Annotated in this window: 9 protein-coding genes; 4 read left to right on the plus strand and 5 right to left on the minus strand. The window is 38.4% G+C overall.

Going from position 1 to position 12,991, the window contains the following annotated elements:
• Positions 1 to 7 precede the first annotated feature (7 nt).
• Positions 8 to 2,929 carry a TonB-dependent receptor gene (locus LC419_RS15135; RefSeq protein WP_223608150.1) on the minus strand — a complete coding sequence of 974 codons (2,922 nt, stop codon included), beginning with the start codon at positions 2,927 to 2,929 and terminating at the stop codon, positions 8 to 10.
• A 177-nt stretch (positions 2,930 to 3,106) separates the two neighbouring features.
• Between LC419_RS15135 and LC419_RS15140 the strand changes: the two genes are divergently transcribed.
• The 4 genes from LC419_RS15140 (at position 3,107) to LC419_RS15155 (ending at position 8,525) form a co-directional block, all read left to right on the plus strand.
• Positions 3,107 to 4,294 carry a sugar MFS transporter gene (locus LC419_RS15140; RefSeq protein WP_223608151.1) on the plus strand — a complete coding sequence of 396 codons (1,188 nt, stop codon included), beginning with the start codon at positions 3,107 to 3,109 and terminating at the stop codon, positions 4,292 to 4,294.
• A 23-nt stretch (positions 4,295 to 4,317) separates the two neighbouring features.
• Positions 4,318 to 5,106 carry an NUDIX domain-containing protein gene (locus tag LC419_RS15145; protein WP_090024748.1) on the plus strand — a complete coding sequence of 263 codons (789 nt, stop codon included), beginning with the start codon at positions 4,318 to 4,320 and terminating at the stop codon, positions 5,104 to 5,106.
• A 128-nt stretch (positions 5,107 to 5,234) separates the two neighbouring features.
• Positions 5,235 to 6,413, plus strand: coding sequence for an acyl-CoA dehydrogenase family protein (locus LC419_RS15150; RefSeq protein WP_223608152.1), 1,179 nt, complete (start codon positions 5,235 to 5,237; stop codon positions 6,411 to 6,413).
• Between the two features lie 162 nt (positions 6,414 to 6,575).
• Positions 6,576 to 8,525 (plus strand): T9SS type A sorting domain-containing protein, encoded by a 1,950-nt coding sequence (locus tag LC419_RS15155; RefSeq protein WP_223608153.1) that lies wholly within the window; start codon positions 6,576 to 6,578, stop codon positions 8,523 to 8,525.
• A gap of 65 nt (positions 8,526 to 8,590) precedes the next feature.
• On the opposite strand, the gene LC419_RS15160 is transcribed toward LC419_RS15155, so the two are convergent.
• The 4 genes from LC419_RS15160 to rsmG form a co-directional block, all read right to left on the minus strand.
• Positions 8,591 to 11,284 carry a PD-(D/E)XK nuclease family protein gene (locus tag LC419_RS15160; RefSeq protein WP_223608154.1) on the minus strand — a complete coding sequence of 898 codons (2,694 nt, stop codon included), beginning with the start codon at positions 11,282 to 11,284 and terminating at the stop codon, positions 8,591 to 8,593.
• Positions 11,281 to 11,817 carry a DUF922 domain-containing protein gene (locus LC419_RS15165; RefSeq protein WP_223608155.1) on the minus strand — a complete coding sequence of 179 codons (537 nt, stop codon included), beginning with the start codon at positions 11,815 to 11,817 and terminating at the stop codon, positions 11,281 to 11,283. Before LC419_RS15165 ends, LC419_RS15160 begins: the two co-directional genes overlap by 4 nt.
• A 2-nt stretch (positions 11,818 to 11,819) precedes the next feature.
• Entirely contained in the window at positions 11,820 to 12,224 is a 405-nt protein-coding gene (locus tag LC419_RS15170; RefSeq protein WP_223608156.1) for a hypothetical protein, read from the minus strand.
• 62 nt (positions 12,225 to 12,286) lie between these two features.
• Positions 12,287 to 12,922, minus strand: a complete 636-nt coding sequence (gene rsmG, locus LC419_RS15175) for a 16S rRNA (guanine(527)-N(7))-methyltransferase RsmG (protein WP_223608157.1) — start codon at positions 12,920 to 12,922, stop codon at positions 12,287 to 12,289.
• Between the last annotated feature and the right edge of the window lie 69 nt (positions 12,923 to 12,991).

Consider the following 12,991-nt stretch of genomic DNA (forward strand, 5'->3'; position numbering starts at 1 on the left):
TTACTGATTAAAATTGAACATTAGCACCAAAAAGGAAGGTTCTTGCCTGTGGATAGAAAGCCCTGTCTATACCAAAGGTATCGGCTCCTGCAATTTCAGGATCATAACCGGTGTACTTCGTGAAAGTAACCAGATTCTCTCCCGTAACATAAAATCTTATTTTGGAAACTCCGACCGTTTTTGAGATATCTTTAGAAAGTGTATAGCCTACCTGAACTAATTTGATACGCAGATAATCCCCTTTTTGCAAATAATAATCAGACATTGCTGTATAGTTTTGGTTAGGATCATCTTTGGTTACTCTTGCTACTGTATTAGAAGTTCCCTCACCGGTCCACCGGTCTAAAATTGAGGTCTGATAATTTGATTCCGGGATATCAAGCCTTCTCAAACCCTGGAAAATTTTATTTCCGGCCTGTCCCTGTGTAAATACCATTAAATCAAAATTCTTATAATTCATGTTTAGCGTAAAACCAAATGTATATTTTGGTACAGAATTACCTAAGTTAACGTAGTCCTTGATATCAATGACTCCGTCACCATTGACATCTTCTCTTTTAAAATCTCCCGGTTTTGCCTTATCCTGAAGTAGCTGTCCGTTTGAATTTCTGTAAGCATCAATTTCTGCCTGATTTTGGAACACACCAATATTTCTATAGCCATAAAAAGAACCATAAGATTCTCCAACCTGTAACCTGGACACAGTACCCAATGTTTGGAAACCAGCAAAATTAACATACTCTCTGTTTCCTTCCAGTCTTAAAATTTCATTTTTTACGTAGGCAAAATTACCGTTTGCAGATATTCCAAAATCACCCCAGTTCTTCTTATAGCCTACAGTCACTTCAATCCCGTCGTTATTCATATCCCCAATATTTCTAAAAGGGTTTTTGCTCAGTCCCAGATAACCGGGAAGCTCAACTCTTCTCAAGATGTCAGTACTCTTTTTTCTGTAAACATCAACGCTTACATCAAAGTTTCTGAAAATCTTAAAATCTGCCGCAATGTTAAATTGCGATGTTCTTTCCCACTTCAGATCACGATTCTCCAATGTACTCGGTGCATATCCTACATGAATAATATTATCTCCGAAAGTATAATTACTACCCGGAACAAGGAAATTGGCAAATGCAAAATCATCAATGGCATCATTTCCCAATACACCGTATCCACCTCTCAACTTAAAGCTGGTAACAACTTTGTTCTCCGGCCAGAAACTTTCATTGGAAACATTCCATCCTAAAGACATGGCCGGAAAATTACCCCAGTGGTTATTGCTTCCGAATTTTGATGATCCATCTCTACGGATGGTACCTGTGAAAAGATATCTGTTATTATAATCGTAAACTACTCTTGCAAAATAAGACGCTTTATGGGTTTGTTTTCCATCCCATGCATTGGATGTTTTATTAGATTCCCCAACATCAAAATTAAACGAAGCTTCTTGCCAATCATTCGTCGGAAGATTTTTGAATGTCGCATTCTGTCCGTAACTAATGTTATATTCGTAATACCCCTGACCTAGTAAAACACTTAAATTGTGATCTCCAAATTTATTTTGATATGTAAGGGTGTTCTCTGTATTCCATTCGAATTTTTTTTGAAGTTCTCTGAACAAACTATTAGATAGATTGTTGTTTGCGGTACTTAGAAACGCTGATGGAGTAAAGGCTTGATTTCCCCAATAAGACAGTTTACCATTTACGGTAGTTTTAAAATTAAGATTTTTATTTATTTTAAGTTCACCAAAAACATTGGCCACAATATCATCAGACCATTTGTATCTACCTCTTTGCGTTTCCTGAAATGCTAATGGATTAGACATCTCTTTACTCACATAGGGTGAAATTCCATACGGGTTTCCATTGGCATCCCTTACAATATTGGGATTATTCGTATAAACCGGCTGACTAAGATCTGTAGCTAAAACAGGGGTAACAGGATCGAGATTAATGGCAGAACTTAAAGGTCCCCCAAATTCATTATTATCACTAATTCCCTGAGACTTTGTATTAGTATAAGCAAAAGTCTGTCCTATGGTTAAAAAGTCAAAAACTTTATGTGTTGAATTAAATCGGGCATTAATTCTCTTATAATTTGAAATATCTCTCAATACAATACCCTGCTGATCATAATATCCAAATGAAGTATAGAAGGTAGATTTATCGTTTCCTCCACTGATACTAAATTCATGAGACTGACGCTGTGCCGAATTGAAAATCTGTTTCTGCCAATCCGTTCCCGTTCCCAATGCGTTTGGATTAGCAAACATGGGAGGATTAGGAGGATTGACATTATTATACATATTATCATTGGCAATCACTTCATTCATGATATTCCCATATTGTGTTGCGTTCAGAAGATCCAGCTTTTTTGCGGCACTTCCCACTCCAAAGAAACCATTATAAGAAAGATTCATTCTTCCTTTTGCTCCTTTTTTAGTCGTAATCAAAACGACCCCTTTCGCAGCTGAAACACCATAAATAGCAGCAGAAGCACCATCTTTCAGAATTTCCATTCCTTCAATGTCAGATTGATTCAGCCATCCGATGTTGTCTACTACAATTCCGTCTACCACCCACAATGGATCATTACTTCCGGCACCAAAACTTGTGATTCCACGTACACGTACTGTAGCGGCGGTTCCAGGTTGCCCTGAGTTGGATACTACACTTATACCGGCAGCACGCCCCTGCATGATTTGCTCAGGTCTTCCCGCCGTAGGAGAATTTTCAATGTCGGAAGCTTTTATGCTTGAGATGGCTCCCGTTACATTGCTTTTTTTCTGACTGCCGTAACCAATCATCACGACCTCCTCGATTTTATTCTCTTTCGGAACTGTGTCCTTTACGCCGGTCTGGGCATTGAAATTTGCTGTAAAATACAGCACAGCAACCACCCCCAGGTTTCTTGATATTCTTAGATTCATATACAGTTAGTTTTTTAATTCTCAAATTGAGACAATAAAAATATATTTTTTTTTAATTAATTAACATTGTATTCACAATTATTTTAATTTTTCGTTTATTTTTGGGACTTCAAAGCCCTATATTCGCGTCATAATTCTTAAAATTATCTTAAAAACTCAATCTAAAAAGTCCCCAAAATGACAGCCAACCTTCCCCGGATCTCCCTTCCTCTGAAACTGACCTTCCTTATTTTCTCAATGGTCTTAAACTGTATGGGCATTGTGATTCTTCAACTTTCGGAGGAAAAAATCACTTATGAAAAGCTGGGTTTTCTGGAATCATTCAAGGATCTGCCCATCGCATTTATTTCACTTTTTGCCGTAAATTTCATCAGCAAAACGGGCACTAAGAAAGCATTGATTTCAGCTTTGGTTATTGTTGGAATATGCTCATGCCTGCTCCCTTTTGTTCAGGATTTTTGGTTTTATAAAGTTTGGTTTGCGATTATCGGGACTTGTTTTGCGGTCGGTAAGATTTGTGTTTTCGGGATTATCAGGAATAATATTTCGGATGAGAAGTCGCTTGCCAAAATGATGAACAGTGTAGAAGCTTCCTTTATGATAGGAATTTTTGTAGTCAATACCGGATTCGGATGGCTGATCTCGAGTCAGTATTCTGAGTTCTGGAAATTCGGTTTTCTGTCTATTTCTGTGCTTTGTGCCGTAACGATCTATCTGTTCTCTAAGTTAAATATCTCAGAAGCCCAAAAAACGGAGCGTAAAAGTCTTATTTCAGAACTTTCAGTATTTGCTACTCCTGCCACTTTAATATTTCTGGGCGTTGTTTTCTTTATCGTTTTTGTAGAACAGGGATTTAATTCATGGCTTCCCTCCTTTTACAAAAACCATCTGAATGTCAATTCATTCTTTGCGCTGCAGGCCACTTCTTTTCTTGCCCTTTTTTCTTATGCGGGAAGAACGGTAACGGCCAATCTCATCCACAGGTTTTCATTAAACAGATATTATATCCTATGTATTTCCATGATTATCGCAGTGCTCCTCGTAATCTTGGGAATCCAGTATTTCGATTCTGTCAATTCCAGTATTATTTTGTTTTTATTTCCTGTCATCGGGCTTTTTCTTTCACCGCTCTACCCTGTGATCAATTCAAAGATGATTGCTAAGATTGACAAAGAAAAAATCAACCTGTTCACATCCCTAATTGTGATTTTTTCATCCCTGGGTAGCTCCGTCAGTTCTATTATCATGGCCGTTTTGTTCGGAAAACAGCTGTTAAATTACTATCCATTGTACATATTACTTGCTGTTTCTGTGCTTTTTACGGTGAGTTTAATATATTTTAAGCTTGCAGGAAAGAAATTATAGAAAATAATTTTATTTTTACTCCCATGAAAATCAAAGACACAAAAAACAAAGAAACCCTTCAGGAACTTATTGATACAAAAGATTTTGTAGCACACGTATCTGTTGACTGCACAATATTTGGTTTTCACAATAATATTTTGAAGGTTTTGCTTTTAAAGTACCACGATCTGGATCTGTGGTCGCTTCCGGGCGGTTTTGTTTTTAATGATGAGGATCTCCGTGAAGCTGCTGCCAGAGTCTTATATGAAAGGACCCACCTTCAAAACCTTTTCCTGAAACAGTTCCATACATTTGGGAGAATCGACCGTACGGAGAATAATGTACACCAGATTCTTCTTAATAATAAAGGAATTGAGGTTCCCAAAGATCACTGGATCTTTCAAAGGTTCATTACAGTGGGATATTGCAGCCTTATCGATTTTTCCATTGCTAATACTTTTCCGGATGCCTTCAACGAAAGCTGTGAATGGTTCGAGGTCAATAAATTGCCCAAGATGGCTTTTGATCATGACAGGGTCATAGAAACCGGCCTTGAATACCTTCGTATGAATATCAATACCGAGGTGGCTGCCAGCAATCTTCTCCCTGAGAAATTTACCATGAAAGATCTTCAGTCGCTGTATGAAACTATTTTGGGACAGAAATTCAGGAGAAACAATTTCCAGCGCAAAATATTAAGCTTAAATATTCTGGACAGGTTGGAGAAGCTTTACGATGGTTCAGCGAACAAAGCTCCGTATCTGTATAAGTTCAAAAGTAAAGTACACAATGCTGCCAATCAGTATCCTATCTCTAATGATGAGGAATCTTAGGAGACCTTATTTTGAGTAAAATCCTCCCTACCTTTATTTATCTAACTGAAAATCAAAGGCAATAAAGATTTTCAAAAAAATTTTTCAAACCACACGAAAAGTATTACTTTTAGACAAATCAAAAAATCATGTCATATTATCCTCTTACAAGCATTCCAGACTACTACGGAATTGATGCTTTACTTACTGAAGAACACAAACTGATCCGTCAATCGGTAAGAGATTGGGTGGAGAGTTTTGTAATGCCGCAGATTGATCAGGCCGCGCAAAATCATACCGATATTCCGGGCTTAATGAAAGAATTGGGGAAAATCGGGGCTTTAGGTCCATATATTCCAGTTGAATACGGCGGTTCAGGGTTAGATCAGATTTCTTACGGTTTGATTATGCAGGAATTGGAAAGAGGAGATTCAGCGGTGCGTTCTGCTGCTTCGGTACAGAGCTCGCTGGTGATGTTCCCAATTAATGAATTCGGTTCTGAGGAACAGAAGAAAAAATATCTTCCTCATCTTGCGGCGGGAGAAATGATAGGTTCTTTCGGATTGACAGAGCCTAACCACGGGTCTGACCCAAGCTCTATGGAAACGTATTTCAAAGATATGGGTGACCATTACCTTCTGAACGGTGCCAAAATGTGGATCACGAATTCCCCTATCTGCGACATTGCCGTAATCTGGGCAAAAAACGAAGAAGGAAAAATTCAGGGACTGATCGTTGAAAGAGGAATGGAGGGCTTTACAACGCCTGAAACTCATAATAAATGGAGCTTAAGAGCATCGAAAACCGGAGAACTGGTATTTAATGACGTAAAAGTTCCTAAAGAAAACTTACTTCCGGGTGTAACCGGGCTGAAAGGACCTTTATCTTGTCTGAATTCTGCAAGATATGGTATTTCCTGGGGCGTAATCGGCGCAGCGATTGACTGCTACTGTACAGCCGTTCAATATTCCAAAGAAAGAAAGCAGTTCGGAAAGCCAATCGGTTCTTTCCAGCTTCAGCAGAAGAAATTAGCTGAATTCTTAACGGAAATCACCAAAGCACAATTGCTTTGTCTTCAGTTAGGAAATCTTAAAAATGACCACAAGGCAAGTCCTGCACAGATCTCAATGGCTAAACGTAACAACGTGAAAATGGCGATTGATATTGCAAGAGAATCAAGACAGATCCTTGGCGGAATGGGAATCATGGGTGAATTCCCGATGATGAGACACGCAGCCAACCTTGAATCTGTGATCACTTACGAAGGTACACATGATGTACACTTACTGATCACCGGTTTAGATATTACAGGAATCAACGCTTTTTAATTAAAAGCTAAAATATAAGGGAAAGGAGTCCGGCCGAATGGCCGGACTCCTTCTTTTACTCACTTTGCAGGGAACTTGTATTCAATGAATAATTATTGATGTATTAATATTCTAACGGTTTTGTTGAAAATATTTAATTTAATCTCAATAAAAAATATTGATATGAAAAAACTATCCACGCTTTTATTAGGTTTAACGGCTCCGTTCTTTTTTGCCCAACAGGCAGGAGATCTTGTGAACGTTGAACAAAAACTGGATCTGACTCCGCAGGGTGTTGTTAATTTTATAGCCAACAGCCTCGGCGAGCAGAATGCTCCTGATTTCGTCAGTTACCTTAATGGGTTCAATGTAGGCCTTAAAGGGTACAAAATTACCTATTACACAAAAAATGAAAATAACGTCCTCGTAAAAGCTACGGGACTCCTGATGTACCCCAACGTCAATTTTAAGCTCTCTACCGTCGTTTCTGACCACGGAACGACAGACAGCAGGGATAATGTTCCTTCCAACTTTAAAGGGGCTTTAACCGCTGGTTTTGTTGTAGAACTTTCTTACGTCCTTAACGGATATATTTTAATGGCTCCTGACTACGTTGGTATGGGAACAGGAGATGGAGTTCACCCGTATGTAGATTATGCTACAGAAGCAGGAGCAACGATAGATTTCGTTACTGCAGCCAACAAAGTTTTAGCTCAACAGGGAATCAAACGTTATGATGAATATTTCCTGGCAGGTTATTCTCAAGGGGCTCATGCTGCGATGTCGACCTTAAAAAAACTAAATACTTCGAATCCTACCAATCTGAAATTCAAGTATGCCTATATGGGAGACGGACCTTATGATTTTTCAGGCGTCACTTTAAACAAAGGAGTTCTGGAAAAAGATTTTTATCCGTTCACTTCTTTCCTTGCCAATGTACTTCACACCTGCAACAATACCGGGTTTAAAACTTACAATACCAGTATTTCAGAGGTTATCTCTCCGGAATATCTGGATAAATACAACTATCATGTCGTTCAGGACAACGGAGGCCTTCTTTGGGGCCCTGTCATCTGGAGAAATCTTTTCACTCAGAATTTCATCAATGACGTCACCAATAATCCAAACAATAACCTCAGACGATGCATGAAACCAAAGGATGTGTATGACTGGTATAACAAGACGCCAATGACTTTAGGACATTCTTCGGTGGATCTTGCTATTCCGCCTGAGAATACCACTAAAACCATTGATGTACAGCGTGGCTACTACGCCTGGTGGGATCTGAACAAATACAAACTGGATTCATTCTTTTGGGGACCTTTGGGACATGTGGGAGGAATTGTTCCTTTTACTCTGGCATCCAATGCGAAATTCAACACCCTCAGAAGCGGAGGTCTTCTGAACCAGTGGGCTATTTTGACTTCAAAACAGCAGGGAAATACTAACCCGGAAACCGTAACTTCGCTCTACTCTTCTCAATTAAAACCGGATCTTGGAAACATGAAGCTGGTTGGCATTACAGATTTCAATCAGGAAGAAGCAGCAAGCAAATCAGCGGCAGGAAACAATTTATCGGCATTGAAAGATGGTGTTTATCTGCTTAAGATACAGGAAAACAATGATCAGAAATTACTTCCTTATGTCAAAAGTACACCTATAGAAGTTCCTGAAAATGAGCTTATACAGTCTGAAAACAATGATCTTTTAAAACTGAAACTGCCTCAGGAAGAACTTATTGCAGTTAATGTTTTTGATGAAAATAAAAACCTGTTAAAAACAGTATCTCAGGAACAATACGCTTCAGATGGAGGAATCAGCATAAAAGACATTGAAAATCAAAACAATACATTCGAAATCGTGACTCAATATTACAATCTGCAGTTCAAAAAAACACTGACAAACCGTTCATTAGCCAATAAATCTGAAATATTTACGAGAAACCGTCAGATCGTTGCAAGAGCAGACAATGGCATTAAGAACATCAGCATCTACAGCATTTCCGGTGCACTGATTCTGCAACAGGAAGTCAACAAATCAGAATTTGAATCAAAAAGCCTGGAAACAGGAATTTATGTAGTTCAAATGAGTGATGCGAGCGGAAAAATCACTAACAAAAAAGTAAAACTATAAGACAATCACACTTATATATTTCTTCATTTCAAATTGAGTGCACTTCAGCAATGAGGTGCATTTTTTTAATTCGAATACGTCTTGATATTTTCAATAAAGCTGAGATCGGGATTCAGAATTTCGAGAATCAGATTTTTCACAGACATCATCGCATCATCAATACTTCCTTTCTCAAACTGTAATGAAACGACTCCTTTTTTAGCTTCTGCAAAACTCCAGATTCCCGTTTCGATAGGAAGTCCCCAGAATTCCGGAAGATTCTGTACCACATAATGATAAATACAAAGCTGCAGAGCCTGTTTTCTTTCACTGTTATGGAAATAGTCCGTGACGTTGTTTTCGTCTATTTTTACCGTAAGATTTTTGATTTTTGCGGTCTTATAATCGATAATTCTCAAGGTTCCATTCAGGCGATCTATTCTGTCAATAAACCCAAAGAACGAGATTTTATCATTGGGCTCAAGATAAAAATCTACATTTTCAAATCTTTTTTCAATGTCTAAAATCTCCAGCGTATTACCGCTTTTCACCAGTTCCAGATCATGGTTGAGAACATTTTCAATCACTTTTTTGGCGATCGCTCTGTGGATGTAATTCATTCCTTTTTCGTAGAACTCTGGCTGGTGCTTCAGCTTTTCAATCGCCACATTGATGTATTGATCTATATCTTTAATTGAATTCTGTAAATCCTTTTCTTTTAAAACCTTACCTTTAAGCAATTCATATACTTCTTGAAGTGAATAGTGAACTAAATTTCCGTAGTTTTTAACCGACAGTTCTTCTTCAATTTCATCAGTTTCCGACGTCTTTAATATCTTCGAAAGATAAAAATCAATTGGATTATAAAGGTAGCTCGTAAGATGAGATGCAGATACTTTTTCTTTCCACTTCTCAAGTCTTTCCATTACAATTTCCGTCTTTTGGATTTCTATCGGCATGGAAGCAATCGGCTCGGAAGAATTCTCAATAATAAGATGTTCTATCGGGTGGGAACTCTCCATTTCTATCTGTGTAATAAAGCGGCTCTTCTCACCGGTATTCACTCCGGAGCTGAGTGCATTGTACAGCAAATGGACATTTTGAGAATCCTGAATAAGTCTGTAAAAGTGATAGGCGTAAATACTGTCATTTTCCAGGAACGTATGAAGATCAAAATACCTTCTGATATCAAACGGAATATAGGTGTTCTGCGAATTCCCCAACGGAAGCTTCCCTTCATTCACGGAAAGCATAATCACGTTTTCAAAGTTTAAGAGACGGGTTTCAAGAAGCCCCATGATCTGAAGTCCGCGGAGTGGTTCCCCCTGAAAATCTATACTTTCAGAATTCACATGCTGGTTGATCAGAATTTCCAGCGTTTCCATTTTAATTTCAAAATCATATGGACTCACCTGGTTTTTAATGATCCTGAAGGCATTTTCAAAGTGGGAAACGTTTTCATACTGAATATCATCGATTTCCAGCCACTTGATATCGCGGCAGAAACTGATCAGCATATCCAGATAAACTCCGGTGTGATCCGCTTTTTTAAGAAGACCATAGTACGAAAGACCACTCAGAAGTTCTTCTAAAAGCTTTCTTGATATATAAACAATATTCCTCTCCTCTATTTTCGTCCTAAAATTACTGATAATCGTTTCATCTTCAGCGGATTTCGGAAGCTCTTCAAGGATTGGGAAAATATCTCTGTAGTAATAGGAAGACTTGTTTTTCTCCAGTTGTTTCTGAAGATAAAAAAGCTGTTTTACCGCATTGGAAAAGGAAAGATTCTTCAGCGGAAATCCCATGGTTATATTCAGATTATCAACCTCATACATCACATCCAGACTGGCAGGAAGTAAATTTTCATCCAGCAACACCACTGCCGTATTGGAATAGGTCTTGTTTTCAATTTCCTTAAAAATTTCAGGCAGCACTTTCGTCTGCGTTACATTGCCGGAAACTTCATAGACTTTTATATTTTTAGGCTGGTTAAAATCATCCTCAATCCACTGAAAAGCCCTGTCATCATCAAATTCTTTCCACATTTTATGGTTTCGGAGGAATTTTCCTGCTTCCTGTCTTTCATCATCAAAATAATAACGGTCCGCTTGGAAAAAACACTGCGCTTTATTCCACTGCAGCAGGCTTCTTACCAGCTTCTCTTCCACTGGCGTAAAGGCATTGAAACCACAGAAAACAAAATGTTCGGAAGTGTTTTTAGCAAAATCTACAATCTTCGCTTTGGCGGTTTCGTGAATCATCCCGGAAGTTGCCCAATTCTTTTCTTTCAGTTTTTTCTTTAAGATAGGAAGAAAAATGTTCATATTCTGCCAGAAATTAAGAAATTTCTTACGCGGAACGTCATCATCTTCGCCCAGATCCTGGGCCCACTCTTTGATCCGTTCTTCATCAAACATATACTGCAGAACGGCTTCATCACTATCAGAGAACTTCAGGATATCATCCCAGTCCTTCTGAAGGGTTGGAAACCACTTTAAAAAGTCTGCAAAATCATCTTTCGGGATAAGACCAAGGTTTCGGTAGACATCGAAAGCAAAAAGCCACAGAGAGATCCCCTGAACCGGCTGTTTATCTGCAATCCTGTCGATCAGCTCTTCTACCGTAAAAAAGTTGGGAAGGAATCCTGAATAATTATTTTCTTCCAGAATCTGCCTGATGAATACGATGGGACGCTTTCCGGGCAGAACGATGTTAAACTCAGACAGGTCCGGATTTTGGGCCAGCAGTTCGTGGATAATCTTATTGAGGAATTTCAAGAGGCTTTATAGCTTTTTAAGTGGTCTATTTGTTCGGCGATGAGGGCATTATATTCTGCCTGTTTTTCTTTATTCATCCCATGCTCTGTGATCTTGTCATAGGAGATCTGAAAATTCTTATAATCGTTTGATATTTTTTGATACAGTGCTTTAAAATTTTTATCGTAATCACCGGAGGTCTTAATCCGTTCCTCCACTTCTTTCCTGAATCTCCGGGCAAATAGTTCAGCGATATCGAAATGTTTCTGCTCATGAAGGAGGATATAGTCATTCATCTTTCTGGTATCTTTCCAGGATCTGTCTACATTGAAAATAGCCGTGATTTCAATTTTCACAGGAGATTTGGGATTGGTAGATTTCACTACAGAATATTCCCAGCCGCAATGGGTGTAGGCGGCTACATCAGGATTATTTTTCCTGTTTACCGGACTTTTAAAGTCATCCCAAACCAGTTTCCTATCTTCCTGCCAGATTATTTTCTGTCCAAACAGGGTATTTACAGCAAGCAGGCAAAAAAGTGAAATCAGTTTCATTATTATTCAACTACAATTGTTTTGGTGATCCAGTTGTTGCCTCCGTTCCAAAACTTAAAAGTATAAGTTCCGGTCTGTCGCGGACTAAAATTGATCTGGCTTGCTCCTACATGAGCAGATTGCGCGCAAGGGCCTTCGGCAGTATATTTGTAAGCGGTAACAGATCTTCCAAGGCTGCTGTCTTGAATATAATCATATCCGTAAAACCCTTCACATTGGGACGGATAAGTAGAATACGTCTTAATGCTCTGTATTGTATACACATCCATGGTATCTTTCATGACCTTCACACTGTCGATCTTTATTTTGGCTATGGACTGTATGGTCTGGTAATCATCATCTTCACAGGAGACAAAAACCAGTCCTGAAAACAATACGGAAAATCCAAATTTCAAAAGATTTTTCATACCCTCTAATTTACCGATTATTAATAAAAATTCAGCAAAAATTATCTTTCAATTTTATAAAATTAAGAACTAAAATTACCTTTTGATACATAAATCACTTTTTTAGTATCAAAAAACTCTTCATCAAAATAGTTTTTAAGATTGAATATTTCACATTTAATTCCGGCCAGTTCTTCAGCAAGATCTCCGCCTTTTAAATATAAAACTCCGTTATGTTTGGGATTGATCTGTTCTTTTTCAAACTTTCCTTTCAGCCATCTCAGGAATTCCGGCATTTGGGTTACTGCTCGACTCACTACAAAATGGAATTTTTCTTTCACCTTTTCCGCTCTTCCGTGAATAGCCGTAAGATTCGTCAGTCCAATTCCTTCTGCCACTGCTTTCACCACAGTGATCTTCTTCCCGATAGAATCTACCAGCGTAAATTGGGTCTCCGGAAACAAAATCGCCAGTGGAATCCCCGGGAAACCTCCGCCGGTTCCGATGTCCAGAACTTTTGTACCGGGAGCAAATTCCATTACTTTCGCAATTCCCAAAGAATGCAGAACGTGCTTTTCATACAGCGATTCCATATCTTTTCTGGAGATCACATTGATTTTTTCATTCCATTCATTATACAGTTTTTCCAATTGGTTAAACTGCTCGATCTGCTTCTCTGTAAGATCCGGAAAGTATTTTAATAGTAACGTCGCTGCCATATGAATTATTATAATCCGCAAAAATAAGTTTTATTTCTATTGTATTCAAATCGAGTTGTCCAGGCCGGA

It is taken from the genome of Chryseobacterium sp. OSA05B (assembly GCF_019970065.1).
Lineage (GTDB): Bacteria > Bacteroidota > Bacteroidia > Flavobacteriales > Weeksellaceae > Chryseobacterium.